Annotated in this window: 26 protein-coding genes and 1 pseudogene; 7 read left to right on the top strand and 20 right to left on the bottom strand. The window is 70.0% G+C overall.

What is annotated here, in order from left to right; translation table 11 throughout:
- Positions 1–44: 44 nt before the first annotated feature.
- A complete protein-coding gene (locus OG828_RS13320; protein WP_328501246.1) occupies positions 45–1,109 on the bottom strand; it encodes an aldo/keto reductase in 1,065 nt (354 codons plus the stop codon).
- A gap of 59 nt (positions 1,110–1,168) precedes the next feature.
- The gene (locus OG828_RS13315) at positions 1,169–1,894 is read right to left on the bottom strand and encodes an SDR family oxidoreductase (RefSeq protein ID WP_328501245.1); all 726 of its coding nucleotides are present in this window, start codon (positions 1,892–1,894) and stop codon (positions 1,169–1,171) included.
- Between the two features lie 139 nt (positions 1,895–2,033).
- Between OG828_RS13315 and OG828_RS49530 the strand changes: the two genes are divergently transcribed.
- The gene (locus OG828_RS49530; RefSeq protein ID WP_443062399.1) at positions 2,034–2,279 is read left to right on the top strand and encodes a TetR/AcrR family transcriptional regulator; all 246 of its coding nucleotides are present in this window, start codon (positions 2,034–2,036) and stop codon (positions 2,277–2,279) included.
- Positions 2,251–2,445, top strand: a pseudogene (locus OG828_RS49525) (SbtR family transcriptional regulator); the annotation flags it as partial. The gene OG828_RS49530 and the pseudogene OG828_RS49525, both read left to right, overlap by 29 nt.
- A gap of 462 nt (positions 2,446–2,907) precedes the next feature.
- Here OG828_RS49525 and OG828_RS13305 read toward each other — a convergent pair.
- From OG828_RS13305 to OG828_RS13290, 4 genes are all read right to left on the bottom strand, one after another.
- Positions 2,908–3,756, bottom strand: a complete 849-nt coding sequence (locus tag OG828_RS13305) for an MBL fold metallo-hydrolase (RefSeq protein ID WP_328371819.1) — start codon at positions 3,754–3,756, stop codon at positions 2,908–2,910.
- 185 nt (positions 3,757–3,941) lie between these two features.
- Positions 3,942–4,244, bottom strand: a complete 303-nt coding sequence (locus OG828_RS13300) for a hypothetical protein (RefSeq protein ID WP_328354801.1) — start codon at positions 4,242–4,244, stop codon at positions 3,942–3,944.
- A gap of 50 nt (positions 4,245–4,294) precedes the next feature.
- On the bottom strand, positions 4,295–4,744 hold the full coding sequence (locus tag OG828_RS13295) for a hypothetical protein (RefSeq protein WP_328438038.1): 450 nt from the start codon (positions 4,742–4,744) through the stop codon (positions 4,295–4,297).
- A 334-nt stretch (positions 4,745–5,078) separates the two neighbouring features.
- Positions 5,079–5,975 carry a helix-turn-helix domain-containing protein gene (locus OG828_RS13290; protein ID WP_328501244.1) on the bottom strand — a complete coding sequence of 299 codons (897 nt, stop codon included), beginning with the start codon at positions 5,973–5,975 and terminating at the stop codon, positions 5,079–5,081.
- 10 nt (positions 5,976–5,985) lie between these two features.
- On the opposite strand from OG828_RS13290, the gene OG828_RS13285 reads away from it, so the two are divergent.
- A complete protein-coding gene (locus tag OG828_RS13285) occupies positions 5,986–6,618 on the top strand; it encodes an SRPBCC family protein (protein WP_328354792.1) in 633 nt (210 codons plus the stop codon).
- Positions 6,619–6,750: 132 nt separating this feature from the next.
- Here the strand turns inward: OG828_RS13285 and OG828_RS13280 are convergent, their stop codons facing one another.
- From OG828_RS13280 to OG828_RS13250, 7 genes are read right to left on the bottom strand one after another with little or no spacing between them, the layout of a single operon-like run.
- Positions 6,751–7,398 carry a TetR/AcrR family transcriptional regulator gene (locus OG828_RS13280; RefSeq protein ID WP_328354789.1) on the bottom strand — a complete coding sequence of 216 codons (648 nt, stop codon included), beginning with the start codon at positions 7,396–7,398 and terminating at the stop codon, positions 6,751–6,753.
- A gap of 31 nt (positions 7,399–7,429) precedes the next feature.
- Positions 7,430–8,437 carry an amidohydrolase family protein gene (locus tag OG828_RS13275; protein ID WP_328501243.1) on the bottom strand — a complete coding sequence of 336 codons (1,008 nt, stop codon included), beginning with the start codon at positions 8,435–8,437 and terminating at the stop codon, positions 7,430–7,432.
- On the bottom strand, positions 8,434–9,954 hold the full coding sequence (mhpA, locus tag OG828_RS13270) for a bifunctional 3-(3-hydroxy-phenyl)propionate/3-hydroxycinnamic acid hydroxylase MhpA (protein ID WP_328501242.1): 1,521 nt from the start codon (positions 9,952–9,954) through the stop codon (positions 8,434–8,436). Before mhpA ends, OG828_RS13275 begins: the two co-directional genes overlap by 4 nt.
- A complete protein-coding gene (locus OG828_RS13265) occupies positions 9,951–11,837 on the bottom strand; it encodes an acyl-CoA synthetase (protein WP_328501241.1) in 1,887 nt (628 codons plus the stop codon). Before OG828_RS13265 ends, mhpA begins: the two co-directional genes overlap by 4 nt.
- A complete protein-coding gene (locus OG828_RS13260; RefSeq protein ID WP_328438033.1) occupies positions 11,834–12,793 on the bottom strand; it encodes a fumarylacetoacetate hydrolase family protein in 960 nt (319 codons plus the stop codon). The genes OG828_RS13265 and OG828_RS13260 overlap by 4 nt, the downstream gene beginning before the upstream one ends.
- Positions 12,790–13,929, bottom strand: a complete 1,140-nt coding sequence (locus OG828_RS13255; protein WP_443062500.1) for a VOC family protein — start codon at positions 13,927–13,929, stop codon at positions 12,790–12,792. The genes OG828_RS13260 and OG828_RS13255 overlap by 4 nt, the downstream gene beginning before the upstream one ends.
- Positions 13,930–13,963: 34 nt before the next feature.
- Positions 13,964–14,893 carry an MBL fold metallo-hydrolase gene (locus OG828_RS13250; RefSeq protein ID WP_328354774.1) on the bottom strand — a complete coding sequence of 310 codons (930 nt, stop codon included), beginning with the start codon at positions 14,891–14,893 and terminating at the stop codon, positions 13,964–13,966.
- A gap of 360 nt (positions 14,894–15,253) precedes the next feature.
- Here OG828_RS13250 and OG828_RS13245 point away from each other — a divergent pair, with 360 nt between their 5' ends.
- Positions 15,254–16,003: a DUF3159 domain-containing protein gene (locus OG828_RS13245; RefSeq protein ID WP_328438031.1), complete on the top strand. Its 750-nt coding sequence runs from the start codon at positions 15,254–15,256 to the stop codon at positions 16,001–16,003.
- Entirely contained in the window at positions 15,951–17,246 is a 1,296-nt protein-coding gene (locus tag OG828_RS13240; protein ID WP_328438030.1) for an alkyl sulfatase dimerization domain-containing protein, read from the top strand. The genes OG828_RS13245 and OG828_RS13240 overlap by 53 nt, the downstream gene beginning before the upstream one ends.
- 292 nt (positions 17,247–17,538) lie before the next feature.
- Here OG828_RS13240 and OG828_RS49520 read toward each other — a convergent pair whose 3' ends face one another.
- The 4 genes from OG828_RS49520 to OG828_RS13225 all read right to left on the bottom strand — a co-directional run bounded on the left by OG828_RS49520 (position 17,539) and on the right by OG828_RS13225 (position 20,253).
- Positions 17,539–17,727 (bottom strand): SDR family oxidoreductase, encoded by a 189-nt coding sequence (locus tag OG828_RS49520; RefSeq protein WP_443060273.1) that lies wholly within the window; start codon positions 17,725–17,727, stop codon positions 17,539–17,541.
- A 165-nt stretch (positions 17,728–17,892) separates the two neighbouring features.
- The gene (locus OG828_RS13235; protein WP_328438029.1) at positions 17,893–18,987 is read right to left on the bottom strand and encodes an alpha/beta hydrolase fold domain-containing protein; all 1,095 of its coding nucleotides are present in this window, start codon (positions 18,985–18,987) and stop codon (positions 17,893–17,895) included.
- Positions 18,988–19,216: 229 nt separating this feature from the next.
- Positions 19,217–20,014 carry an SDR family NAD(P)-dependent oxidoreductase gene (locus OG828_RS13230; protein WP_328438028.1) on the bottom strand — a complete coding sequence of 266 codons (798 nt, stop codon included), beginning with the start codon at positions 20,012–20,014 and terminating at the stop codon, positions 19,217–19,219.
- A gap of 59 nt (positions 20,015–20,073) precedes the next feature.
- On the bottom strand, positions 20,074–20,253 hold the full coding sequence (locus tag OG828_RS13225) for a hypothetical protein (protein WP_328354759.1): 180 nt from the start codon (positions 20,251–20,253) through the stop codon (positions 20,074–20,076).
- 119 nt (positions 20,254–20,372) lie between these two features.
- Here OG828_RS13225 and OG828_RS13220 point away from each other — a divergent pair, with 119 nt between their 5' ends.
- Positions 20,373–20,948: a TetR/AcrR family transcriptional regulator gene (locus OG828_RS13220; RefSeq protein ID WP_328354756.1), complete on the top strand. Its 576-nt coding sequence runs from the start codon at positions 20,373–20,375 to the stop codon at positions 20,946–20,948.
- A 475-nt stretch (positions 20,949–21,423) separates the two neighbouring features.
- Here the strand turns inward: OG828_RS13220 and OG828_RS13215 are convergent, their stop codons facing one another.
- Positions 21,424–22,320: an alpha/beta hydrolase gene (locus OG828_RS13215; protein WP_328354754.1), complete on the bottom strand. Its 897-nt coding sequence runs from the start codon at positions 22,318–22,320 to the stop codon at positions 21,424–21,426.
- A gap of 89 nt (positions 22,321–22,409) precedes the next feature.
- Here OG828_RS13215 and OG828_RS13210 point away from each other — a divergent pair, with 89 nt between their 5' ends.
- Positions 22,410–23,282 carry a helix-turn-helix domain-containing protein gene (locus OG828_RS13210; RefSeq protein ID WP_328354752.1) on the top strand — a complete coding sequence of 291 codons (873 nt, stop codon included), beginning with the start codon at positions 22,410–22,412 and terminating at the stop codon, positions 23,280–23,282.
- 281 nt (positions 23,283–23,563) lie between these two features.
- On the opposite strand, the gene OG828_RS13205 is transcribed toward OG828_RS13210, so the two are convergent.
- Both OG828_RS13205 and OG828_RS13200 read right to left on the bottom strand, forming a co-directional pair.
- Positions 23,564–24,841, bottom strand: coding sequence for a hypothetical protein (locus tag OG828_RS13205; protein ID WP_328438027.1), 1,278 nt, complete (start codon positions 24,839–24,841; stop codon positions 23,564–23,566).
- Between the two features lie 55 nt (positions 24,842–24,896).
- A complete protein-coding gene (locus OG828_RS13200; RefSeq protein ID WP_328354747.1) occupies positions 24,897–26,240 on the bottom strand; it encodes a family 43 glycosylhydrolase in 1,344 nt (447 codons plus the stop codon).
- Between the last annotated feature and the right edge of the window lie 4 nt (positions 26,241–26,244).

Below are 26,244 nucleotides of genomic sequence, written 5' to 3'. Positions count from 1 at the left end.
CCGGGGGTGGCGGTAACGCCGCCCCCTGGCGCTTTGCTTGATCGTCAGCGGCGGGCCTGGATCTTCAGGTCGCCGCGGGTCTGGACGCGGATGTGGTTGCTCGCGAGCATGGCGTGAGGGAATCCAAGGTCGATCGCGCTGACCTCGTCAAGACGCGCCACCTGGGACGGGGTGAGGTCGACTTCCAGAGCTCCCAGGTTCTCCCGCAGTTGCTCGGCGGTTCGAGCCCCGATGATCGGCGCTGTCACCCCCGGGTTCTGCAGGGTCCAGGCGAGCCCCACCTGGGCCGGCGTGCGGCCCAGCTCATCAGCGACCTCCTTGACCACGTCCACGATGGCGAGGTTGCGGTCGGTCACGCCGCCGAGGGCCAGGTTGAAACTCTTGCGGGCGCTTTCGCTCTGGCCGGACGGTGACGTGGTCAAGTCCTGGCGGCTGTACTTGCCGGTGAGCACCCCTCCCGCCAGCGGCGACCACAGAACTGTTCCCAGCCCCAGCTCCTGCGCCATCGGGATGAGGTCACGTTCCCCGGTACGCTCCACCAGGTTGTACTCCAGCTGCAGTGCCACCAGCGGCGACCAGCCGCGCAGGTCGGCGATCGTCTGCATGCGTGAGATCTGCCAGGCCGGGGTGGTGGAGATGGCCACGTAGAGGATTTTGCCGTGCCGGACCAGGTCGTCCAGACCGCGAAGGATCTCCTCCACGGGTGTGGTGGGGTCCCACACGTGCAGGTAGAGCAGGTCGATGTAATCGGTGTTCAACTGTCGCAGGCTGGTTTCGACCGCTCCGAAAAGGCTCTTTCGGCTCGCGCCACCGGAGTTGGGGTCGTCAGGCCGGCGCAGGGTCGTGTACTTCGTGGCCAGGACCAAGCTGTCTCGTCTGTCCCTGGCGAACTCACCGAGCATGCGCTCCGACGTACCGTTGGTGTAGGTGACCGCCGTGTCGATGAAGTTCCCGCCGCGCTCGACATAGAGGTCGAACAACCTCCGCGCCTCGTCCTGCTCCGCGCCCCAGCCCCAGTCGTTGCCGAAGGTGGCCGCCCCGAGCGCGAGCGGCGAGACCCGCAGGCCGGAACGTCCCAGTTGCCGGTAGGTGTCGAGAGTCAGTGGCATCGTGTTCTCCGATAGGTGTGGTTCGGGGGGTGCGCACTGGTGGTCGGTGTGCCCGAGTTTCAGGCGCCGAGCCCGTAGCCGCCGGCCACGGCGACGTCCTGGCCGGTGACGTAGCCGGCGGCGTCCGAGGCGAGGAAGGCGACGACTTCCGCGACCTCCTGGCTGAATCCGAAGCGCTCGAACGGGATCTTCGTGCGCATGGCGTCCCGGCCGCTCTGGGGGACGCCCAGCTTGTCGAACAGCGGGGTCTCGGTCGCCCCGGGACTCACGGCGTTGACGCGGATCCTGCGCGGAGCCAGTTCGAGCGCGAGCGAGGGCAGCATCGCCAGCAGGGCACCGCGTGTCGCTGCCCCCACCGTGGCGCCAGGGCTGCCGCGACGGGATCCGATGCCCACGGTGAGGACGATCGATCCGCCGTCGTTCATGAGCGGTAGGGCCTTTTGGAGGGTGAAGTACTGGCCCTTGAAGTTGACGTCGGCCTGCTCGTCGAACGACTCCTCCGTCACGTCGGCAACCGGTGCGGGGCGGAAGATCCCGGCGTTGAGGAACAGTAGGTCGAGAGAGCCGAAACGTTCGGACACCGTCGCCACGAGAGCGTCGGTGTCGGCCAGAACGCGTGCGTCGGATCGGACGACGAGTACGTCGTCGGGAAATTCGAGCCCTGCTCGCGCGAGGGAATCGGGGTTCTGTCCGGTGACAGCGACCTGGTAGCCACGGGCGTGCAGCAGTTCAGCGGTCGCTCTGCCGATTCCGGTCGTGCCGCCGGTGATGAGCGCTGCGGGCATGGCGGGCCTTTCGTCGAGAGGGCAGGGTTGGGCGCCATCGTTAAGCGGGGAGATCCCCGTTTACGTCACTGTGCACTGAACCGGAGACCTCTCCGATTCGCCCCCGCACCTCGACCCGACGCTCCCGATCGCGAAGGCCATGACACCTCCACGCAGCACCCTGCGCGCCGATGCTCAACGCAACCGCGAGCACCTGATCGCCACGGCCGCTGAGGCTTTCGCCTCCGGACGGGCGATCTCGCTCGACGCGATCGCCAAACGCGCGGGTGTGGGAAGCGGCACCCTCTACCGCCACTTCCCCACCCGAGCGAGACCTCCTGGCCACCTTGCAGCCCGCACAAGCTCTCCACGCCTGGATGCTCCGCTTCGCCGAGTGGGCGGGTGAACGGCGCGGCATCTGCGAAGCCCTGGTCGCCATGAGCGCTTCCGGACGCTTCGGCACCGGAGCGGTCTGCGATGAGATCCAGCAAGTCCTGGGGATGGTGCTCCAGGCCGGCGCCGAAGCAGGAGAACTGCGCAGCGACATCGATCCGGTCGACGTCGGCGGCATCCTCGCCGGCGTGCTCTCCGTGGCCGGCGCGCGCCCAACTCGACCGCATGCTCACCGTCGTCGTCGATGGGCTGAAGCCGCGCTAGGAAGGTCGAAGAAGTGCCTGTCCCGCGTTAGCGACCAATCAAGGCTGCCTCACTGGCCTGATCACGAACGACTCCAGCGTGCTGCGTCTCCTCCGCCTTCGATCGCTTGGTGGTCCGCAGCCACCCGGGGACGGGCACGAGCGGTAGCCCGGGCTGCAGCCTCCGTCTCAGGCCCGCGATCCGCACGCCGTCGCGCTCATGAGACACCTCCAGTCCGGAGAACGGGGAACTGGTGGTGTGGGACTCCGGCCGCCTGGCCTTCGAGCGGCGGTGGATGCGCTGTTCGCGGAGCACGGTCGGATCTCCTGGCTGCTGGTTGCTCATGTGGGTGCCGCCGCTCCGAGGTTGGCCGGAGCGGCGGCGGGGTGGAGTCGGGGTCAGTACCTCGTGATCGGCGCCCACTTCTTGATCATGAACCCGCTGCCCTTGTGCTCGACTTCGAGGGCGCTGTGGCCGCTGAAGTGGGCGGGCAGGACGAGGGCGCCTGTGTCGGCGGCCCAGCCGAGCAGCCTGCGGCGGGTTTTGCGGGCCTGGGCCGGGTCGTGGCAGAAGCAGCTGTTGTGGTCGGGGTGCGTGACCTGCAGGGGGGTGTGCATCAAGTCGCCGGCGAACAGGGCCCGGTCGCTGCGGGAGGTCAGCGTGACGATGCTGGATCCGGGCGTGTGGCCGGGGGCTGCTTCCAGCCGCAGGTGCGTGTCGATGGTGTGGCCTTCCTCCCACAGCTGCACCTGGCCCGCGGCGTGTACGGGGGCGACGCTGTCCTCGAAGACGTTCTCGTTGACGCCGCCGGCGATGTCGGGGTTGTTCGCCGGGTTCCAGAACTCGAAGTCGGCCTTGGGCATCAGGTAGGTGGCGTTCGGGAACGTGGGTACCCAGGCGCCGTCGATCAGGTGGGTGTTCCAGCCGACGTGGTCGACGTGCAGGTGGGTGTTGACCACAAGGTCGACGTCCTCGGGCCGCACACCGGCGCGCGCGAGGTTGCCGAGGTAGTCCAGCCGCAGGTGGTCCCACGCGGCGACGGCCGGCCGGGACTTGTCGTTGCCGACGCCGGTGTCGACCAGGATGGTCCTGCCCTCGCTGCGCAGCAGCCAGGTCTGCATCGCAGTATGGACCATGGCGTCGTCGGCGCCCAGGTGGTCGGGCACGAGCATGGCACGCTGGTCCTTCCATGCCTGCTCGGGCAGGTCCGGAAAGAACTGGTCCGTGGGCATGATCGGCCCGTGCATCTCCTCGATCCGGGTGATGGTGACATCGCCCAGGGTGATCTCATGGGTGTCCTGCAAGGTGCTTCTCCGTTCGGTGCGCGGGTCTTGGAGTGGTCGGGGTGGCATGACGGGGCGGCCCGTCGACAAGGACGCGGTCGTCCGGGACGAGCCGGTGCAACTCCTCGGCGGGTCGGTGCCCGCGACGCTCAGCGGTTCAGGTGGGCGCGGAGCAGGTTGGGGTCCTGGGCGGTGGTATAGGCGGCGCTCGTCACGTAGACGGTGTTGCCGCTCAGGGCGATGGACGTGGGGTTCCGCAGGCCGTCGGCCTGGGTCAGCACGGTGGAGTGGCTGCCGTCGGGCTGGACGAGCGCGACCTGGCTGGGGCCGTTGAGGGCGGCCAGCAGTTGGTTTCCGTGGCCGGTGAAGGCCAAGTCGTCGATCCCCGGCAGACCGGTGGCCTCGGTCCTCACCGAACCGGCGTGCCCGTCCCGGAGGATGGGGATGTGCACGACGGTGCCCTTGTCGAGGTTGGTGGCCCAGACCGCCCCGTTGTGGATCTTCAGGCCGTTGGCGCCGAGAAAGCCGGCGGGGGCAGTTCAGGGGCGGTGGACCAGGCGGTGGGGGTGCCGCCGGTGGTGGGCACGCTCCAGACGGTGCCGAGCACGGAGTCGGTGACGTAGAGGGTGCGGGTACGCGGGTCCAGCGCCAGGCCGTTGGCGGGCAGTGCGGCGATCCGTTGTGGCTTGCCACCGGGGCGCAATTGCCACACACCAGTGAGGTCGGCGGTTCCGGTGGCGTACAGAAAGTACAGGGTGCCGTCGTGGGCACGGACGATCGCGACGGTCAGCGGGAAGCCCAGGACCTGGGTGTGGATACCGCCCTCGGCGGGCAAAGGCAGGGTGGCCAGGATCAGGGACGTGCCGTTGGGGGAGACCTTGGCGACCTGGCGGCCCTGGGCGAAAGTGACGTACGTGGCGCCGCCCGGTGCCAGGGCGACGTTCTCCGGCATCTGCCCCTTGGCCAGGTCGCGCGGCGATCCGCGCGCTGCTCAGCGGGGCGGACTCGACCGACACCGACGCCGACGCCGGAGTGGGCGCTGCGGCAGCGGCCGCGACAAGGACGGCCGCCGGTACAGCGGACCTGGAGAGCTTCTTGAACATGGTTCCTTCGCTGGTTTTCGGGCATGCGGCAGCAACACGCCGATGCACGGGTTGGGCAGGTGGGCTCTGCTCGGGGGCCGTGCGGCCCCGGAGCTGCTCCCGGCGGTGGCCGGTCGTCGGCCGAGCCCGGGCGGAACGGGTGCTCGCAGGTGCCGGCCGAGCGCCCGGTGACGTTGTGTGAGGTCAGGCAGTGGCGGCCCGGGGCCCCCTCGCCGGGTCAGCCGGGACCGTGTCCTGGGTGATGGCCTGGGCGAGCAGGGCCAGCGCGGCCCGCGAGGGCGAGCCCGCCTCCGTGGTGACAACCACCATGTTGGGGCCCGGCCCGCGGCTCAGGGTCTGCTGAACGACGCTCAGCGGGCCGACCAGCGGGTGCCGCATCTCATAGGTAGCGACGGTGCACGCCTTGACCCGATGGTCGGCCCACATCGAGGAGAACTCAGAACTCTTGGCGCTCAGTTCACCCAGCAGCGCGTGCAACGCGGTGTCCTGCGGATGCTGGGCCGCCACTAGGCGCAGGTTCCCCACTACCGCCCTGGCCTTGCTCGGCCAGTCCGCGTACAGGTCGCGGGTATGACAGTCGAGGAACACCAGTCTGGCCATGTTGGGCCGCTGCCCCGACAGGTCCGGGGCGCCACGGTCCAGGTGCCCGGCGAACAGCGCGTGACCCAGGCGATTCCATGCCAGCACGTCACTGCGCAGGCCGAGCACGATCGCGGGAACGTCCGCCAGCACGTCCAGCAACTGAGCCGTCGCCTCCGTCACCCGCTCCGGCGCAGCCCGCCGGCCCCGAGTGCGTTGCCTGTCCGCCCGGGCCAGGTCGTGCAGGTACCGCCGCTCGGACTCGTCCAGCCGCAGAGCCCCGGCGATCGCGTCCAGCACCTCAGAGGACGCGCTCAGCGACTGCCCCTGCTCCAGCCGGGTGTAATAGGAGGCGCTCACACCCGCCAGCAGCGCCAACTCCTCGCGCCGAAGACCCGGCACACGCCGACGCTCCCCGTAGGTGGGCACCCCGACATCGTCAGGACGCAGCTGGGAGCGCCGCGCCTGCAAGAAGTCCCCGAGCTGCGATTTTCCGGTCATGGATCCGAGTATGGGCCGACTCGAAACGCACAGCCTGCCCCAGCTGTGGATAGGCACCATCGGGTCTGGCTCCCCGGCAGACCTGGTGGTGACGTGGGCGGAGCCGACCCGGCACCATCCCGCACGCACCCAGGAGGACGCCTTGAGCGCCACCACCAGCGAACACGACCTCTTCGAGGCTCTGGACGCATCAGCCTTCGCCTTCACCAGACGTGCATGGGTCGATGCCGCACCCGCCCGGGTCTATGACCTGGTCAGTGATGTGTCCGCGATCGGCCGCTGGAGCCCCAACGCGACCGACGTTACGTTCGACCAGGGCGCCGGCCCTCGGGTCGGCGCCTGGTTCAGCGGCCGCAATCGGAAGGACGGCAGGGAATGGACCACCCGCTCCCAGGTCGTACGAGCCGACCGCGGCAACGCCTTCACCTTCGTGGTCGGCGGCGCCGAAGACGGCATCGTGCAGTGGAGCTGGAGCTTCCACCCCCAGGGACGCGGAACCGTCGTCGAGCAGTCCTGGCAACTCCTCCGCCTCGACCCGGTGCTGGGCACCACCCGCGGCGACCTCGACACACTCCGCGACTACATGACGAACAGCGTCGAAGCCACCCTGATCTCCCTCGCCCAATGGATCGCCGAAGAGTGAGGTTCCCGGGTGTGGCTTCGTCGACGCTGGCATGGCGCGAGCGACGCGCCTGGACCCTCTACCGCTGGGACACCCGCCCACGAACCCCGTATCCGATGACCTATTGGCGGACGCTCTAAAACAAATGCCCTCTCAGATCGACGCGGCCGGCGGCTCGTCGACGGGCAGTGGCAGCGCGACGATACGGCGCGCCTCGGCGTCTTCCATGCCGAACATCCGCAGCACGTTGAGCACGCTCTGGTCGGCGATGTCGTCGACCGGGGCCTGCGGGTCGACGTCGCACAGGTGCATCGTGGCGATCAGGCACCCCGCCGTGCAGGCGAGCGCGACCTCAACGTTCTCGGTCACGAAGCGGCCGGCGGCGATCGCCGCCTCGATGTCGCGGCGGGCGTGTGCCGCGTGGCCGTACGACGCGGAGAGAAGCGCACCCCTGCCGCTCATCAGCACCCGCGCCATCCGGGGGCGCGTGCGGACCAGCCGGCCGGTCAGCCGCATCGACGTCGCGAAGACCACGGCCGGGTCGTCGACGTCCGCGAGCAGGCCCTCGAGCCATGCGGCGTGGGCCTCGAGCGCCTCGGCGATCGCCGCGTCGAGCAGCTCGGCCTTGGACGAGAAGTGGTTGTAGAACGAGCCGAAGCCGACGTCGGCCGCCTCGGTGATCTGCTGGATGCTGACCTCGAGGTCACCGCGCTGGGCGTAGATCTCCTGCGCGGCCTCGATCAGCGCCGCGCGCGTACGCAGCTTGCGCCGCTCCCCACGCGACGGTGGCCGTTCTGACATGGTCGGCATCGTATCCGGGCCGACCGTCGGCTCACCCATCGGTCCCCCGGGCGCAGCGGGTCGGGGCCTGTAGTAGCCGGGCGGCGTTGGCGGTGGTCTTCTCCCGCCACGGCGGGAGTCCGAGCCGGGTCGTCCTGGTCGGCCAGGCGTTGTCGAGGAGGCCGAGCTGGAGGTCCACCGCGACCGGCGGGGTGAAGCAGAAGTCGCTGCCGTAGACGAGGTGATCGTCTCCCACCCGGTCGACGATCGCGTCGAGGTGGGTGGGGGTCGGCGTGCCGCTGAGGTCCCACCGCAGGTCGCCGAGGATGCCGGTGACCGCGGGCTCGGTGTGGGCCGGATCGCCCGGCGGCAAGGCGAGGCGTTGCCCGAGCTGGAACATCGCGGCCCGGTCGACGAGCATCGGCACCAGGCTGCCCGAGTGCGGTACGACGAGGCGAAGGCCGTGATGGCGCCCGAGTGTCCCGCGCATCGCGAGGGCCAGGACCACCCGGCCCGTATCGAACAGGAAGTCCGCCATCGGGCGCGGCTGGCCCAGCGCGGTGGCCTCCCAGCCCACCGGCGAGGTCGGGTGCAGGAGCACCACGCACTCCCGGTCGGCCAGCTCCCGCCACAGCGCTTCGTGAGAGGCGTCGGCGACGTAAGTGCCCAGTGCGTGCGTGGGGAGGATGACCCCCTCGGCGCCGAGGGGGTCGATCGAGTGCCCGAGCTCGGCGATCGCGGCGTCGACGTCCGGCAGCGGCAGGGAGGCGAGCAGCCCGAAGTGGTCCGGGTGGTCCGCGACCACCATCGCGCCGTACTCGTTGACGCGCTTGGCCAGGTCGACGGGATCGACTCCGCCGCCGAGCGCGACGCCGGGGCTGGAGAGTGACAGCAGCGACCGGGTGATGCCCCGTTCGGCCATGAAGCCGAGATGGTCGGCGGCGTTCCATGCCGGCCAGCCCGGCATCCCGTAGGGCAGCTCGTGACCGGCAGCCCTCGCAAGGTCCACGTACCACTGCGGCAGGAAGTGGCTGTGGACGTCGACCACGCCCTCACTCACCGCGGCACCCCCGCCGGTCCGGCGGTCCTGATCACACGGTCAGGGTCGACTCCGACCCATCCGACGTGGGCGTTGCGGAGCCATCGCGCGAGGAGCCGCTCGCCCTCGCTGCCCTCCGGGTCGACGGTCAGCCACGCCGACGGCAGGGCGTCGGGGACGGCCGCGAGGTCGACGCCGGGGAGCGCGACGACGGCCGTGCGGTCGCCCAACACCCGGTCGATCAGCACGAGTTCGCCGTCCGGGCCGGGCAGGCGCACGAGGGGGAGGAGTGCACCGCGTACGCCGCGGGGTGTGTGCCGCTGGATGCGAGGGCCGGGCGTGAGCGCCGGGGTGCGGCTGTCGAGCAGGACCCGCCGGACCATCCGGGAGCGCGCGAGCGCGGGCATGAGGCGCCGACGTGCGAGGGAGGCGGCCCGTCCGCCGCCGGTCATCATCTGGCCCATGGTCCTGGCCCGTTTGATCATCGTCGTCGCGTGCGGCCTGCGCTCGGCTTCGTAGGAGTCCAGGAGCTTTGGCGCGGCATGTCCGCGCAGCTCCGCGTCCAGTTTCCACGCGAGGTTCTGGGCGTCGCGCAGACCGGCGCACATGCCCTGGCCGATGAACGGCGGCGTGACGTGGGCAGCGTCGCCAGCGAGGAAGACGCGGCCCACGCGCCACTGTCGCGCGACCCGGGCGCGGAAGGTGTACTCCGTGCACTTGAGCAGGTCCAACTGGTCGTCGGGGATCCTGCCGACCCAGGGTCCGATCAATCGGCGCAGCGTCGGGACGTATCCGAAGTCGGCGGGAGTCTCGCCTTCGAGCAGCTGGAACTCCCAGCGGTAGCGGTCGGGACCGATGCGCATGTACGTACCTGCCCGACGGGTGTCGCACACCTGGTGCACGCCGTCCCATGCGTCGAGGTCGAGTCCGCAGCGGACGTCGGCGACGAGCCAGCGCTGCTCGAACCCGAGGTCGTCGCTCTCGATTCCGAGCCGGCCGCGGACCGTGCTGTTGGCGCCGTCGCAGGCGATCACGTAGGGCGCCCGCAGGCCGACAGGATTACCGTCCGGCCGGCGCACGTGGGCGGTCACCGATGCGGCGTCGGTGGTGTCGAGGCGCAGCAGCTCGTGGCCGCCGAGGACCTTCACCTCGGGGAGGCGCTTGAGGTTGTCACGCAGCAGGTGTTCGAGGGCGGGCTGGTCGAACATGTTGGCCTGTGGAAGTCCCGAGGCGGTGACCCGCTCACGGGTGAAGGTGGCCAGTTCGCGGTGGTGTGCGTCGACGAGCCGGAGCCCCGCCGCGGGACGGGTGTGGGCGGCGAACTCCTCGCCGATGCCCAGCTGGTGGAGGATCCGGTAGACCTCGTCGTCGAGGTGGACGGCCCGGGGGAGCGGGTAGACGTCGCGATGACGCTCGACGACCGCGACGCGCAGGTCGCGTTGGCCCAGCAGAGTCGCCGCCGACAGGCCGGTGGGACCGCCGCCGATCACGATCACGTCCCATGGACCGGCCGGCGGACTGGGCTCGGTCGATGTCACTGGTCCGTCTCCTCGGCCTCGGCGCGGATGTCGACGTCGTAGCCCTGCAGGACGGTGGCGGCTCTGTCGGCCCCGCCACCGCCGGTCAGTCGTACGACGAGTCGTCCGGACTCGTGACCGACACCGACCTCGACGTCGTCGATGCCGTGCTCGACGAGCTCGTCACGGAAGCGCCGGGCGGCCGCCGCCTCGCGCAGCGCGGGCTTGAACGGCTTGCCGACTTCGGTGAGCGGGATCGAGTCGAGCACCGTGATCGCCTTGGGGCGTGCCGCCGGTTCGCTGATGTGCAGGCCCGCCCAGGTCATCAACTCCTCGACGGTGACCTCGTCAGTGGCGAGCGCGACGAACGCCACCGGGACCTCGCCTGAGGAGCGGTCGGGTCGGCCGACGGCGCCGGCGGCGGTCACGGCGGGATGGTCGAGCAGGGCGTCCTCGATGACCGCGGGGTCGATGTTGTGGCCGCCGCGGATGATCAGGTCCTTCTGCCGGCCGCGCAGATGGATCCGTTCGTCGCGTACGAAGCCCAGGTCACCCGTGCGCAGCCAGCCGTCGATGACGACGTCGCCGTCGGACACCCACCTGCGGGCTCCGTCGCGCCGCAGGTATCCCGCGAACACGGTCGGGCCGCTGATCACCAGCTCGCCGACCTCGCCCGCGGGGAGCAGACGCACCCGGCCGCTCCCCTCGTCCACCTCCGCCGCCGCCACCGCCTGGTAGGGCAGCCGCTGCCCCACCGACCCGGGGCGCACGTCACCGGGGAGGGTCGCCGACGATGCACACGTGCCCTCGGTGAGCCCGTAACCTTCGAGGAGCTCAAGCCCCGTCGCCTCGGCGAACATCCGCCGCACGCCGTCCGGCAGCGGCGCGGCACCGACGACCGGCATCTCCAGCGAGCTGATGTCGGCGTCGATCGGTACGGCCGCGAGGAAGGCGTAGATGGTCGGCACCGCCGACATGGCGCGGGGCCGGTAGAGCTCGACGAGCCGCCAGAACGCGGCGTACAGCTTCGGGTCGCGGTAACCCAGCGGGCTCGGCCAGATGGACCGGGCTCCGCTCACCATCGGCGCCAGAGCGGTCACCAGGAGTGCGTTGACGTGGAACAGCGGCAGGCCGGCCACGATGCTCTGCCCGGTGTCGGCGCCACCGGCGAGCGCGAGGCTCCACGCCATCACCGCCTGGTTGCGGTGGGTGTGGGCAGCCACCTTGGGGGTGCCGGTGGTGCCACCGGTGTGGAAGAACGCCGCGAGGTCGTCGGGCGCCGGCGGGGCGGTCGGGAGTTCGGTGGGAGCGCTGTCCACCAGGTCGTCGAGCCGCACGGTGCGCAGCCCCGGGCGCGTCTCCAGCTCGGCCGCCGGGCCCTGGTCGCCGCCGTCGGGCGACAGTGCGACGAGGACCTCGATCCCGAGGTCGCAGGCAGAGTCGAGGAGCTGCTTCCACAGCGCCTCGTCGAGCTCGGGGCCGCCGGTGACCAGCACATGGGAGCCGGTCAGGCGCACGATGTGCGCGACGTTGCGCACGTCGAGCGCGGCGTTGACGGGGGCCGCGATCCCGACGGCCTCGGCCGCCAGGGTGACCGCGAGGAGGTCGCTGCAGTTGGGGGCCATCAGCGTGACCGCGTCGTCGCGCCCGACCCCCAGCCCGTGAAGGGCGTGGGCGATTGCGTGCACGCGACCGAGCAGCGCGCCGAACGTGACCATCACGTGGTCCCCGATGGCGGCCGCGTCGGGGATCCACAGCGAGCACGGCTCGTCGGGCCACCGCTGCGCGGCACGTACGAGCAGGTCGTACGTCGTGAGCGCGAGGTCGCGGTCGGCGAGCGGGACCCGCTCGATGGCGTGGAGGTCCCCCACCGACATCAGCGGCGGGAGGCCGGCCGGCGTCACAGCGCAGCCCTCTGGACCGGCTTGCGCACGACGTTGGTCTGCTGGCCGAGGTCGATGCCCCGCAGGGGGTCGGAGATGGTCGCGGCGACCACGTCACCGTCCTTGAGGTAGTGCGGGTTGCCGGCCTGCCGCTTGAAGAACGCCTTCCATTTCACCGCCGGTGGCAGGAGGGCACCGATCCTCTCGACCACCGGTCCCGGCGCCTTGAGTGCGGTGCCGCCGGGCGTGCCGGTGAGCACCAGGTCGCCGGCGTCGAGCGGCTGGAAGCGGGCGAGCAGTGTGAGCGCACGGACGGGCTTGACGATCATGTCTGCCACTGTGTTGTTCTGGCGGACCTCGCCGTTGACGCTCAGGGTCAGCCGCAGCCGCTCGAGTGCGGCGAGTTCGTCGCCGTCGAGCAGGGTGAGAAACGGGCCGACCGGGGTGAACGTCGGGTAGGACTTCGACTCGTAGAACTGCGTGCGGGTCAGCTGGATGTCGCGGGCACTGACGTCGTTGGTGACGACGATTCCCGCGACCACGTCGGCGAGGTCGTCCTCGGTCACCACGGTTCCGACGTCGATCCGACGCCCGATCACCAGGCCGAGCTCGACCTCGTAGTCGAGGAACCCGACGTGGTCGGGGCACCGGATGTCGTCGGTGGGCCCGCAGACCGAGCTTGACGCCTTGCGGAAGAAGGCCGGGGGAACGGTGCCGGGGTCGAAGCCGGAGTCGTGCGCGTGGCTCCGGTAGTTGACCATCTGGGCGACCACCCGGGCCGGCACGGTGACGGGGGAGAGCAGGTCGACGTCTGCGAGCCTTGGCCCCTCGGGATCGGGGGCACTCGCGGCTTTCTCGACCGCCGGCCGGTCGGCGAGGAGCTCCTTGGTGGTGGTTGCGTCGGTCTTGATCCGTGTCAGCCGGCCGTCGTTCTCGACCCACCATCCGGCGTCCGTGCGTGCCACGTTCGTGCTCATGCCGCCATCGCTTTCGCCAGTGCCTTCAGGACGTTCTTGTCGATCTCGTTGGTCTCGTCGCCGAGCGCCTTGAGCAGGACGGGGATCATGCCGGGCCCGGGCTTGCTGCCCAGGAAGTCGCGGGAGACGGGCGGGCCCCACTGGGCGAGTCCGCTCGCGCTCATCGGCGCCCACCCGGGTTCGACGGAAGAGTCGAAGAGGTCGCCGTCGGTGTAGTGCTCCACCATCATCCGGTCGGGGTCGCGCCAGTAGTCGAAGATCTGGCTGCCCTGGATGTGCCGGCCGATACCCCAGACGCGCCGGTAGCCCCGGGCGGCGAGTAACTCCCCGCCCGCCGCCACGGCGTCGAGGTCGGTGACCTGGTAGGCCGAGTGCACGTAACCGACGCGCGGCCCGAGGTGCATGGCCAGCGTGTGGTGATCCGCCGGCACAGACCCGAGGTCGCAGCGAAGGAAGGCCATCGTGGGCCCGCGGTCACGGAGGTCGTCGAGGTACAGGAAGTCGCTCACGATCAGGCCGAGCGCCTCGAGGTACCACGACAGGGCTCGCTGGAACCTGGTCGTCTCCAGCACGACGTGCCCGAGCCGCTGCACCTCCGCGGCGGCTCGTGGGGCCCGCTGGGTCGCGTTGACCCGGACCGGCTTCGTGCCGAGGTTCAGATCGAGCGGGTCGCGCTCGGGCAGGGGAGCCGGCCGGTCCAGGCCGGCGACGACCCGCACCGGGATGCCGCTCGGATCGGTCAGCTGAACGGCCTGCCCGTCCCCGAGGGGGAGCGTGTTCGCACCCGCCCAGCGAGCCAGACGGCGTACGTCGGCGACCGACTCCGCGACGAACGTCGGCCCGACGAAGCGGGCGCCTCGACCACGGCGGACGACCAGGCACGGCAGGGCCGACCAGGTGCCGCGCAGGCTGAGCCGGTCGGGTGTGCGCTCATGGACCACGAAGCCGAAGTCGCGAGCGAACCGCTCGGCCCGGTCGAGGTCGGGCTTCACGAACTCCAGCCACCCGAGCTCGACCACCTTGATCACCGGGTTGCGGGCGCGTTCCGGGTGCTCCCCTTGCAGCGCGCCGAGCTCGCTGTGGAGCCCGTGGTGGACGTCGGCCGGAGCAGTTCCGGTCGGCACATCGATCTCGATCACAGGCTGACTCCCTTCTCGATGGATCTTCTGGTCACGTCTGATGAAGTCGCCGTTCAGCAGGGCGCGATGATCGAGCCGCATGCGTCACCGCGTCGGGAGCCTCGCCGAGCGTGATCGGCAGGAGGTCGTGACCGACCGACACCCGCCCCTCGAACCCGCCCTTGCGGACCTCGGCCTCGTACTCGGCCACCTGGTCCGGCGACGTCGGCTCGGGGATGAGGTGCGTCAGCACCAGGTGCGGCACGCCGACGTACTGGGCCATCTCGCCCAGCGCCACCGTGTCGGAGTGGTAGCTGAAGATGGTCTCGAAGCGTGTCCCCTTGACGAACTCCGCGAGTGCCGAGCTCCGGCACGCCTCGTGGACCAGGACGTCGGCCCCGACCGACAACGCCGCGACCTCCTCGCAGACCCGCGTGTCGCCGGAGACGACGACCACACCGTCGGGCGTTGTGATCCGGTAGCCGACGGCCTGCTCGACGGGCTCGTGCCGTACGCGGACGGCCGCGACGCCGACACGCCCGCACGGGCTGCGCCAGACCTCGGTCGGAGTGTCCGGGAGGTCGAACCAGTGGCCGACCACCTCGGGTGGGGCGTCCTGCACGTGCTGCACGCGCACGTCCACGTCGTACTCGTTCGCCGCCAGCACTCGCTGGACGAACCCGGGCGCGTGCCCGTCGGCCGCCACCACGGGAAGCGGGCCGGTGCCGTACATGTGGTCCTGGACCCACCGGGTGTGCACGAGGTCGGCGACGTCGCTGACGTGGTCGCTGTGCAGGTGCGTGAGCAGCAGCGCCGAGAGCTGGTGCGGGCTGATCCCGGCCTGGGTCAGCCTCATCAGCGTGGACCGGCCGGCATCGATCTGCAGGTGGACGTCGTCATGGCTCACCAACACACCTGGGCCGGCCCGCTCCGCACTCGGGAAGGGCACGCCGGTGCCGGTCAGCGTCACGGTGGTCGTCATCTACTGGCTCCTCTCGCCTCGGGCGCCCGGTCCGGCGGCGAACGGCATCGTGTGCCGGCGGCTCCACACCCTCTTTACAATGATTGATTTATCAGCTGTGATGTGTCAAGCAACGCTGACCAGTGCATCATCGGTTGTCGGTGCGGGAAGGGCAGGCGCCGGATCCCGGACCAGGGCCGCGAGCGCGGCCCCAAATCCACGGCCGGCCGGACGGTCGTCGGACCCCCGTGAGCCTCGGGCGAGATCGATGTCCGTGAGTGCTGAGCAAATCCCGACGCCCGATGCACATGGCCCGGCGCTTCCCAGCGCCGAGGACGGACCGGCCGTCCAGGCCGTCCGAGACGATGACAGGAGGACGCGATGTACGAACCCGACACGGGCGACGCATGGAAACCGATCCCCGGCCCACCTCGCCGCCCGGCCGACATCGCACGGCACTTCATCGACGCGGCTTCCGCACCGGCGGCGTTCCTGATCGTCGAGTCCCGCTGGGGCCCGGAGTGGGGAGCACTCGTCGCGCTGCTGGTCGCCCTGGTGGTCGCCGCGCTCCGCCGCCACCGCGGCGAACCATTGGTCGTCGTTACTGTGTCGACCTCGATCGTGGCCCTCCACAGCGTGAGTGCCATCGCCTTCGGTGAAGGGCGTGCGTTCTACTTCCCCGAGCTCGTCATCAACGCCGCCGGTCTGGTGGCGTGCGTCGGCTCCTTGCTGATCGGGCAGCCGATCACCGAGACGGTGTGCCGCAGGGTCCGGGTGGAGCCGGCCTCGACGGCCGGCGATCCAGCGGCCCGGCGTCGCCACCGTCGCCTGACCGCCGCCTGGGCCGTGCTCTGGACGACCCACCTCGTACCGCTCGGCTACCTCTACGCGATCGACTCGGTCGTCGGACTCACGCTGCTCAGCGCGCTCTTCACCAAACCGACGATGCTGGCGATGGTCGCCCTCACCGCGGTGGTCGTGCGCCGCGCCCTGCGTCCCCGCCCGGCGCCCCACCGAACCAAGACGCGGTCACTGCCGCCTCTCCCGACCGCAGTGCAGCCCACCGAAAGGACCCGTCATGAAGACCTCGATCCTCCAGCAGGCCGCCGAGATGTGGAACGGCGACCGTGAGCTGACCTCGTTGGTCGAACCCACCATGACCCACGCCGAGGAGGTGGCCGACGGGGTGCTGATGGTGCCCGGCTTCGGGCACGCCTTCGCCATCCGGCACGCGCACGGACTCGTGCTCTTCGACACCGGCGCCGAGTTGTTCGCCGAGCGGCTCCATGAGCAGGTCACCGCGTGGGACTCCGGGCCGGTCACCCACGCGGTCTACTCCCACGGCCACATCGACCACGTCGGCGGCCTGGGACGCTTCGACGCCGACGCCCAGGGCCGACCGCGCCCGGTGGTGGTCGCGCACGAGAACGTGCTCACGCGATTCCGGCGGTACGCCGAGACGCAGGGCTACAACACGGTCATCAACCGCCGGCAGTTCCGCATCTCCGACCTCGTCTGGCCCGCCGAGTTCCGGCAGCCGGACATCACCTTCGCCGAGACCCATGTGGTCGAGGTCGGTGGCCTCCGACTCGAACTCACCCACCACCGGGGCGAGACCGACGACCACGTGGTCGGCTGGATCCCCGAAAAGCGGATCCTCTTCCCCGGCGACCTGTTCCTCGGCGTTGCCCCGAACGCCGGCAACCCGCAGAAGGTGCAGCGCTATCCCGTCGACTGGGCCGTCGCGCTGCGGTGGATGGCCTCGCTCGACGCCGAGCTCATGCTCGGCAGTCACGGCATCCCGGTCGTCGGCGCCGACCACGTGCGCGAGGTCCTGGAGAACACCGCGCGCTACCTGGAGACCCTCGTCGACCAGACGATCGCCTGCCTCAACAGCGGGGCGACGCTGGTCGAGACGCTGCACCGCGTGCGGGTGCCGGACGACCTGGCGGCGCTGCACTACCTGCAGCCGGTCTACGACGAGCCGGAGTTCATCGTCCGCAACCTGTGGCGCCAGTTCGCAGGCTGGTACGACGGCAACCCCGCCCACCTCAAGCCCGCCCCGGACGAGGAGCTCGCGACCGAGCTCGCCGCGCTGAGCGGGGGCGCCCAGGTCCTCGCCGACCGCGCGCTGGAGCTGGCCCGTGCCGGCTCCCACCGGCTGGCGTGCCACCTCGCCCAGCTCGCCGGCGACGCCGCCCCGGACGACACCACCGTCCACACCGCCCGGGCCCAGGTCTACGCGCTGCGTGCCGCCCAGGAGCGCAGCCTCATGTCGACCGGCATCTTCACCTGGGCCGAGGCCGAGTCGCGGGGCGTGATCGCCGGCACCGACGCCAGGACCGAGCTCGCCTCGACGGCGCCGACCCGTTGAGCGCTCCGCTGGAAATACGGTTCGAAGCTGCGGGTCCGTCGTGGCTGGTCGCTCCCCCCACTCGGCTTGGCTCGAGCAGGGGGGAGCCTCATCGCGGCGGAGCCGCATATTGATACAGCCCCGCGCCCCTGAAGTGGCGCGGTATCGCACGGACTTCGGCAAGCCCGCTCAGGTCGCGTTCGACCGTGTTGCGCTGTTTGTAGGCGTCGCGGTCGAAGGCCGGCGGTCGTCTGGCGGTGGAGCGTGCCGAGCACGCGGTGGCGCTTACCGTCGTGCAGCTCGCCTCCCACGCTTACAGGGTTGGAAGCAGTCCCCCGTCAAGCGTGACCTGGGTGCCGGTCAAGTACGAGGCTCGCGGGGAAGCGAGAAACGCGATGACCTCAGCTGCTTCGTCGCCCCGTCCGGGTCGCCCGAGAACACCTGTGAAGTTCTCATGTAAGTGGGCACGTAGGGCCTCGAGGGTGACGGCAACAGGGGCCACACGTTCCCACAGGTCAGGCACAAGATCGACAGGCACCCAACAGATCCTGCCGACACAACACCCAACTGCCAAGTCACACAGGGCATTTCATTCTGAAACGATCAGTTGGACGGTAGGGCGGCAGACATGTACTACGTTCCTCCTGTTTCTCCGGTGACGTCACATTCAGAGGCCGGCAGCGAAATGGTGCACGCTCTCGACGGTCGCGTCGTACATGTCCGGGATGGCGGCCCGGAGCATCAGATCGCCTGCGTGGCACGTCCCGGCCACTGTCCGTGACGCGGCCTCGACCCCGGCCTCGACGAGACGGCGGTGGTAGACCAGCCCCTCGTCACGCAGCGGGTCGAGCTCGTTGACGGAGATGGCGTGCGGCGGCAGTCCGGACAGGTCCTCGACCGTCGCGTGGTAGGGCCAACAGAGGGGATCGGTGGCGTGCTCAGCACCGGGGTCGTAGACCTCAGCGAAGATCGCGGACCCGTCACACGCCATGAAGTACCCGTCGTTCTCGACGAGCGACGGCAATGCCGCTTCACGCTCCTCGGCGCTGCCGCCGTAGAGGCCCGAGATGGACGGCGCCAGAGCGTAGACACCGTCGACGGCCGCGAGCCTGCCCTCGCGCTTGGCACGGATCGCGGTGGCGAGCGCAAGGTTGCCCCCACCCGACTCGCCCGCGACGGTGAGTGTGGAGATCCCCAGCGCCGCGCGGTGCTCGTGCACCCAGTCGAGCGCTGCTGCGCAGTCGTCGAGGCCGGCCGGGAACGGGTGCGCACCGAGTTCGCCACCACCGTTGCGGAACTCGACGCCGATGACGACGAGTCCGGTGGCGGCCAGCTCATCCTGGAACCGTGCGTAGATCGGCCCCGAGCCCTTCAACATCACCATGCCGCCACCGTGCAGGTACAGGATCCCGGGCAACGGGGCAGAGGAGTCCGCGGGCCGTGTCAGGTACAGCTGGATGTCGTTGCGGGCCGGGCCGGTGATCGTCTCGGTGCGGTGGTCGAGCCCCGCTATCGGCTCCAGGCCGTCGACGAGCGTGGCGAGGAATCCCTCGGTCCCGGCCTCGGCGGCCTTGACGAACTCGAGTAACTGCTCCCGCGGGGCGTCGGGACCGAACGGGGCAGGCTCGATGTTGTCGTCCAGGCCGAAGGGTGTCAGTGCTTCGACGACCCGTGGATCGGTGCGTGGGTCGGTACGCAGGTTTTGGGTGTGGTCGCCCAGGCGTCCGGGCCGTTCGATCGCCGTTGTGCTGTCCGAATTCATTATCACGCCTTTGCTCTCTTACTCTCTCGCCGTCTGTTTTCCCAACGGCCACTGTGGATCGGCCCAGACAATCGCAGCCCAGCACTCCCCCCCCAGCCCGCCGAGGTGAATCACGTCGACAGCGAGGGCAGCGGCCGGGCTGCCGCCGGGCATCTCGGCAGCACCAGCGTCCCGCCGAGGTACCGGCCAGGAGCGGCTCCGAGCCGCTCCGGCGGTGTCGTGAGGGGTGTTACGCGACCTTGACGGAGCCGGCGTCGACCGCCCAGTTCGCACCGATCGCGCTCGGCATGGTCGGGGATGCCAGCAGCAACACCGCGCGAGCGATTTCGTCCGGCTCGATCAGGCTGCCGGTGAGCATGCCGAGATCCGCCGGCAGGTTCTGCATCAGGGCAGCGTGCTCGACGCCGATCGCCTGCGCCACCTGGGACATGTAGCCGTCCTTGCCCTCGATGGCGTTGGTCCTTGTCACGGACGGCGAGACGGTGTTGACCCGTACCCCCTGCGGGGCCATCCGTTCGGCGAGCCCTCGGGAGAACGTGTTCAGCGCCGCCTTGGCCGCCCCGTAGGGCAGCGGGGTGCTGCCGGGAGCGCCGGGGCGCCGGGCGGCTTCGGAGCTGATGTTGACAATCGCGCCCCGGGCTTCGGTCAGCGCGGGCAGGGCGGCCCGGGTGACCCGCACGGCGGAGCTGAGATTCAGTGCGAAGACGTCCTGCCAGATTTCGTCCCCGCCGTCGAGGGTGTCACCGAGCGATCCCTCCGGCAGGCTGCCGCCACCGGCATTGTTGACCAGAACATCCAAGCGCGGGTCGATTGCGAGGACTGTCTCGACCATGCGGCGGGGCCCGTCGGCCTCGGACAGGTCGGCGGACACGAAGGTCGCCTCGGTCTCGTCGAGCTCGGGTGTGCTGCGCCGGGACACGGCGGTGACCGATGCGCCTTCGGCGAGGAAGGCCCGCACGATCGCGAGGCCGATGCCTTTGCTGGCGCCGGTCACGAGCACGCGCTTGCCGGCGAGTTGCAGATCCACGGTGCGTTACTCCTGTGTGGTGCGTAGGAACGTGATGCGGCCCGGCAGGAGGCCGGAGGTCAGAAGGTGCCGTGCAACGGTGCGCCGAACCGGGAGGCGTCCAGGAATAGCTGCCCGTCGGCGTTGAGGCGGAGGGTGTCAACGTCACTCTCGCCCCGCACCCGGGCAAGTACGTGGAAGCCACGGTGGGCCGGCTCGCTTGCGGGGGCGGCTCCCATCCCGGCCGAGGCTCTGGTCACCACGGTTATGCTGCCCGCTTCATCGGACTCGCATGACGTTGTCATATGAGTGACCGTAAGAGGTTTCATGTGACAGTGTCAAATAGATGATGTGACGCTGTCATCTGTAATATGTGGGCATGGTCAGTCGCGCAGAGTCCGCCGCCGCGACCCGCCGCGCCCTTCTCGACGCGGCCGCCGAGCTGCTCGACGAGGGCGGCCCTGACGCGGTAACCCTGCGGGATGTGGGCGCACGGGCCGGTGTGAGCCGCGGCGCCCCCTACGGGCACTTCGCCGACAAGGAGAGCCTGCTTGGCGCCGTCGCCACAGAAGGCTGGGAGCGTTTCAGTGACGAGATCGCAGCCCTGCGCGGTACCCCGTCCGGCAGGCTCCGGGGCGCCCTCACTGTGCTCGTCTCCATCGGCCGTCGCCACCCTCACCACTACCGGCTGATGTTCGGCCCCCCGGCCGGCGACGACCCCGCCATGATGATCCGTGCCTCCTGCCGCGCTCAGGATGAATTCCTGGCCATCGTCTCCGAACTCGTCGACGAACACGACCTGCACCGATACGGAGGCCTGCTCCTCACCGGCGTCAGCGGCATCATCAACGCGGAACTGAGCGGCCACTTCAGCACCGGGAATTGGCGCACCTCCGCCGACGAACTCGTCGATACCCTCGTCATGATCATCGCCGACGGACGGCCCCGTGCCTGAGCTTGTTCTTGAGGATCTGACCTGGTGCTGACTGTCTGCCGGCGTCCAGACTTCGATCAGGCCCTCCGGCGCCCACTCCTGCCGTACCTCTGGGTCGCCGGCGAACAGGTGGTCGCCCACGGGGGAACCTCTGCACGTCGACCGCATCGCCGCCCAGCGGGCGGTGGCCGAGGCAGCCGCTCACATGCTGCGGGGCGAACCGCTCAGCAGCCCGCCCGCGTTGTAGGGGAGCGGGGTGCTCATCGATGCCGTGATCGCCCAGGCCTTCTCCGCGCTGCGGGTCTCCTCCGGCGCCAGGGCCTGCTACGAGCAGCAACGCGCCCGGCGGCATCGAATTCAACGTCGCCCCGCGCCGACTCGCCAACCGGCTCGTTGGCATCCTGAGGAATGGGTCGGAAATCTGGCGATCGTTTCGCTGGTCAGGATTCGAACACGGCTGGTTCGAGCTGCTTGGTCGGCGAGGTGGGCGTGATCCTCAGCTCTTTGATGGTGCGAGGTGGGTGGCGAAGAAGGCGGTGAGCTTGGCGACGGCCGGGGTGACGTGCTCGTCCTTGTCGTAGAGGGAGATGTGGGTGCCGCCGTCGATGACGAAGAGTTCTTTGGGCTCGGCTGCCTTCTCGATGGCTTCGTGACTGATGTACGCCGTGTTCGCGTCGGATCCGGTGATCATCAACAGGGGGCGGGGCGAGATGAGATGGATCAGGGCGTACGAGTCGTACTGGATGATCTGGTCGAGGCTGCGGACGGGCCAGGGCTGGACCGCGCGGGGGTGGTAACCGCGTGGGGTGCGGTAGTACTCGTAGGTCTCGGCGTCCACGGCCTCGGTGATCCATTCCTGCCGGGGGACGGCCTCGCCGCGCGCCTCGGCGGTGCGTGCGGCTCCGGCGCGCTCGAGCATTGAACGCATGGTCCCCGGATCCTGGGTGCGACCCAGGCCGTCGCGCATCACCGATCCCAGGTCTCCCGCACTGACCGTGGCGACGGCCTTGACGCGCAGGTCGGTCTGGGCGGCATAGGGGACGTAGCCGCCGGAGGCGCAGATCCCCAGAGCGCCGATCCGGTCCGGATCGATCTCGTCGCGGGTGGTCAGGAAGCTCACGGCGGACTTGATGTCCTCCGCGCGCTGGAAGGGGTTCTCCAGACCGCGCGGCTCGCCCTCGCTCTCACCCTGGTAGGCGGCGTCGAAGACCAGCGCGGCGAAGCCCTCGCGCGCCAGGCGCTCGGCGTAGATGCTCGCGGTCTGCTCCTTCACGCCGCCGCCCGGGTGAGAGACGACGATGGCCGCAAGCCGATCGGAGACGGGTGTGTCGGGCAGGAAGAGGGTCCCGGCGAGCGTGAGATTGCTGCTGAGGAAGGTGACGTCTGTCTTCATGCCCTCGACCCTGGCAGGCGCCCCGCGCTGGGATAAGGGGACAGAACTGGCCCCCTCGCCAGCCGGCTCTCGGTGCGAGACTTGCTCGCATGAGCAGCGAACTGGGTGACTTCCTCAAGGCCCGGCGCAGGGAGCTGAGCCCCGCGACGGCCGGGCTCCCCGACGACGGGCTGCGGCGGGTCCCGGGCCTGCGCCGGGAGGAGGTCGCCCTGCTGGCGTCGATCAGCCCCGACTACTACACCCGCCTGGAACAGGGGCGTCGCCGGGCCTCCGAGCCGGTGCTTGACGCCCTTGCACGCGCGCTGCGGCTCAGCAAGGACGAGCGTGCCTACCTCTTCGAGCTCTCGGGCAAGGATGCCGGCCGACCGCGTCGGCGGCCCACCCAACGGGTCCAGCCGCAGCTGCGGCGCCTGCTCGACGATCTCACCAACACCCCGGCCCTCGTCCTTGGCCGGTGCACCGACATCCTGGCGTGGAATCCGCTGGCCGCCGCGCTGTTCACCGACTTCGCGCTCCTTCCGGAGCACAGACGCAATTTCGTACGCCTGGTGTTCTGCGACCCGAAGGTACGGGCCCTGTATACCGACTGGGACTACATGGCGCGGGCCTGCGTGGCGCAGCTGCGGATGGAGGCAGCCCGGGACCCGGAGAATCCGCGCCTGGCGATGCTGGTGGGGGAGCTGTCGGTGCGGGACCCGGACTTCCGGACATGGTGGGGCGACCACCGCGTGGCCGCACGGACCGCGGGCACCAAGGCCCTGCGCCACCCGGTGGTCGGCGAACTCGCCCTCGACTGGTCCACACTGACTGACGCGGCCGACCCGGACCAGCAGCTCATCGCCCTGACCGCCGCGCCCGGCACGCCCTCCCACGACGGCCTGCGCCTCCTGGGCGCCGCCACCGCGGATCCATCCGCATCGCCACGACCAGTAGGTCACTCCGCCGACCTCCCCGACACTTGACCGCGGCCGAGGTGGTGATCGACTTGGAGTGCTGGATGAGCCGCCAAGGGGATCACCGACCTGGCCTGCGCACCCCGCGTCAGGGCGTTGCGTCAGGCTCATCGCGCTGACCGGTCACGCTGACCGGAGAAGATGCCTGCGATATGGGGAGCGGCGAGGTAGACGGAGACGGTGTGGGCAAGCCGGCGGCCTCTTGCACGGGTTGTTTGTACGAGCGGTTGTGTGCGAGAGGTTTCCAGAGCTTCGATCCTGATTGCCATCGCCGCCCCGCGGCCCGATGTTCAGGACCCGCTGGAAGTGTCCTGGAGGGCGCGGAACGTATCGAAGAACGCCGGGTTGTGCGCCATGTCGCCGTTCGCGGAAGGTCGGGCGACGAGGTTGGCGTACAGGCTGTTCAGCAGCCATGGCGTCTTGTCCGGCCCGATGTCGCGGATCATCGCAGGTCCCTGGAGTGTGCCGTAAGTCGCCACCGCCAGCCGTCCGGTGGCGCGGAACTGCCGTACCTGGGTGGTCAGATACTCCTTGCGCGAGGCGAACCACGGGCTGTTCATCAGCAGGTCGTGCCACCGTTGCTGCGCAAACGGGTCCGCGGCCGCGTTTCGCACTTCCTGCCAGAACGGGGTTCCGGTCGGCACCCCGTAGCGGTCGGCGTAGGTGGCGGGGACCGGGTCGCTCCAATGCTGCTTCCACCAGTGCACCAGGGAGAACTCGGTGGCCAGAAAGCGCTGTTCGGGGCGGATCCGGGGCAGCACGTAATCCGTGAACGCCTTGGCCTGCTCGATCGAGGAGACGTGCGGATGGATGTCGACGCCCTCCATCTCGGGGACGGCCTTGACGTGATCCAGCCAGCGGTTGACGGCGGGGGTCTGCCAGGCGGGCTCGTGGAGGCGGTTGAGGGCGCCCATGTACAGGCGGGTACGGCAGCCGGGCCCGCAACGCTTCTCCCGCTCGGCGATCACATGCGCGGCGACGGCCTCGTAGAAGGGGTTGAGCAGGGTGGCGCGGTCCTCCTGGCGCGTCTCGATGAACGGCTCGTTGCCGATGACCAGGATGTCGACCTTGCCGAGGACGGCACCCAAAGCCTTGTCGACGCGGGCGAGTTCGATGTCCATCGCGCTGGTGCCCGGCCGCGGGAGAGGCTTGTTCTGGTAGGGGAACTTCAGCGACAGCACGGTGCCGTAGCCGGAGCCGGCGAACGACAGCAGGGTTCTGATCGCCGGTTGCCGGGCCGCCTCCACACTGTCCAGCTCGGGCATCGGGGTGAAGCCGCGCACCCACTTGGTGCGCAGGTCGTCGAGGACGGCGGCGGTCATGCCCCGCGGTTCCTCGTTGAAGTTGGAGCCGAGCACGCCCTCCGGGGCCGCGGGACGCTTCCGGTGCCCGGCGTAGCTGCCCGAACCACCGGTGCCGCTGCCTCCGGAGCCCCCCGCTCCGGCTCCGTCCCATCGGCACCCCGCGAGCAGCAGAGCGCCACCGCCGGCGAGGCCGAGGAGCCTCCGCCGGCTGGGGCTCGCGCGATCCGCCCGGCGCCCGGCGTTCGGCTCATCTGGTTCCCGCACGTACGTCACCCCATTCTCATAGATCTTGAGCACCTGGATGGGCCATGCGAAACCGTCAGCCCTCGGCCGGTTGGTTCCGCCCGCGCCGGACGTAGAGGCGATTGCCCTCCGGGCCTGTCCACTCCAGCCGTACGACGCCGGGGACGGCGGCGTTCGCGATGCGCGACGGGTGGGACCAGTAACCGGCGTTCGGGTTGCGGAAGAACGTGGCCCACAGGCCCCCCGCGTGGTCGGTGAAGAAGTTGTTGTGGCCCGCGCCGACGCCCGCGGTCCACCGTCGGGAGTACGGGCCCTCGAAGCGGTCGGCGACGGCGACGACCGCGTCGTACTGGTATTGCGTGCGACCGATGCCCGGCGGGTCGTAGGCGTAGCGCGTGCTGCCGTCCGGGGCGACGGACGAGCGGTTCCAGGCGGCGTGCAGGAGGTAGTACTTGCCGCCGTGCTTGAAGACGTACGCGCCTTCGAGGTACGGCTCCGGAGAGTAGGGCGACTGCTGGAACTTGGGGAGGTCCGTGGTGGGGACGATGTCCTCCATGTCGGCACGGAACTTGGCGTACAGGTCGTTGTGCAGCACGAGCCAGGCGTCGTCGCCCTCGGCGTAGATGCTGCCGTCGATGTGGTGGTACGCGCCGGGCGCGATGAACGACGGCCCGCCGATGAACGATTCGCCGAACGGCTTGGCGAGGTTTCCCTTGGCGAGCCGGTACGGGCCCGCCACCCCGCCCTCGCTCACCAGCAGGAACGAGCCGACCTTGCGGGAGTGGTCACCCATGCACGCGACGATGTACCAGCGGCCGCGGACGTAGTGCACTTCCGGTGCCCACACGTTGCCGCGCTTGCCGAACTCGTCGTCGTGCCAGTACTGCTGCCAGGGGGCGACGACCGTGCGCCCGGGCCGGTTCTCGCCCGCGAACTCGGGTGACCACACCTTGCCGCGCTCGGCGCCGGGACGGATTCCGGTGGTGTCGGCCAGCCGCCACGGTCCGCGCAGCGACCGGGACACCCACACGAAGATGCCGTCGTTCCACGGCGCGGCCGCGTCAAGGCCCGGCACCCGGGAGGTGCCCGTGGCGACGTAGAGCGGACGGCCCCGGACGACGAAGCAGTTGACATAGGTGTCCCGCATCCAGACCACGCCGCGCTCCTTGTCCCGGGGGCGCAGTTCGAGCGGGAGGACGAAGGAGTTGTCGTCGCGCGGCCAGAGGTCGGGGCGGGTGTCGGCGAGGCCGTACGGTTCGGGATCGGGCCAGTTCTCCGGGTAGGCCGCGGCTTGTGCACGTCGCGTCGCCGGGTTCGCCTGTGCGGAAGCCGTGGGCAGCGCCGCCGCCACTCCCAGCGCGCCGGTACCTGCCAGCAGGGTCCTCCGGCCGATGGGCGGCCGGTTCGTGTTGTCGATCATCCGC

The sequence above is a fragment of the Streptomyces sp. NBC_00457 genome (assembly GCF_036014015.1).
Lineage (GTDB): Bacteria > Actinomycetota > Actinomycetes > Streptomycetales > Streptomycetaceae > Streptomyces.
Note: the sequence above shows the minus strand (reverse complement) of the source record. Positions and strands in the feature narration are given on the sequence as shown.

Coding starts and splice junctions, on each gene's coding strand:
- OG828_RS13260 (WP_328438033.1), bottom strand. CDS start 12,793: ATGAGCACGAACGTGGCACGCACGGACGCCGGATGGTGGGTCGAGAAC.
- OG828_RS13240 (WP_328438030.1), top strand. CDS start 15,951: ATGAAGACCTCGATCCTCCAGCAGGCCGCCGAGATGTGGAACGGCGAC.
- OG828_RS13200 (WP_328354747.1), bottom strand. CDS start 26,240: ATGATCGACAACACGAACCGGCCGCCCATCGGCCGGAGGACCCTGCTG.
- OG828_RS13295 (WP_328438038.1), bottom strand. CDS start 4,744: ATGCCGGAGAACGTCGCCCTGGCACCGGGCGGCGCCACGTACGTCACT.
- OG828_RS13250 (WP_328354774.1), bottom strand. CDS start 14,893: ATGACGACCACCGTGACGCTGACCGGCACCGGCGTGCCCTTCCCGAGT.
- OG828_RS13210 (WP_328354752.1), top strand. CDS start 22,410: ATGAGCAGCGAACTGGGTGACTTCCTCAAGGCCCGGCGCAGGGAGCTG.
- OG828_RS13220 (WP_328354756.1), top strand. CDS start 20,373: ATGGTCAGTCGCGCAGAGTCCGCCGCCGCGACCCGCCGCGCCCTTCTC.
- OG828_RS49530 (WP_443062399.1), top strand. CDS start 2,034: ATGACACCTCCACGCAGCACCCTGCGCGCCGATGCTCAACGCAACCGC.
- OG828_RS13315 (WP_328501245.1), bottom strand. CDS start 1,894: ATGCCCGCAGCGCTCATCACCGGCGGCACGACCGGAATCGGCAGAGCG.
- OG828_RS13285 (WP_328354792.1), top strand. CDS start 5,986: ATGGGCCGACTCGAAACGCACAGCCTGCCCCAGCTGTGGATAGGCACC.
- OG828_RS13235 (WP_328438029.1), bottom strand. CDS start 18,987: ATGAATTCGGACAGCACAACGGCGATCGAACGGCCCGGACGCCTGGGC.
- OG828_RS13305 (WP_328371819.1), bottom strand. CDS start 3,756: ATGCACGGGCCGATCATGCCCACGGACCAGTTCTTTCCGGACCTGCCC.
- OG828_RS13280 (WP_328354789.1), bottom strand. CDS start 7,398: ATGTCAGAACGGCCACCGTCGCGTGGGGAGCGGCGCAAGCTGCGTACG.
- OG828_RS13215 (WP_328354754.1), bottom strand. CDS start 22,320: ATGAAGACAGACGTCACCTTCCTCAGCAGCAATCTCACGCTCGCCGGG.
- OG828_RS13320 (WP_328501246.1), bottom strand. CDS start 1,109: ATGCCACTGACTCTCGACACCTACCGGCAACTGGGACGTTCCGGCCTG.
- OG828_RS13245 (WP_328438031.1), top strand. CDS start 15,254: ATGTACGAACCCGACACGGGCGACGCATGGAAACCGATCCCCGGCCCA.
- OG828_RS13290 (WP_328501244.1), bottom strand. CDS start 5,975: ATGACCGGAAAATCGCAGCTCGGGGACTTCTTGCAGGCGCGGCGCTCC.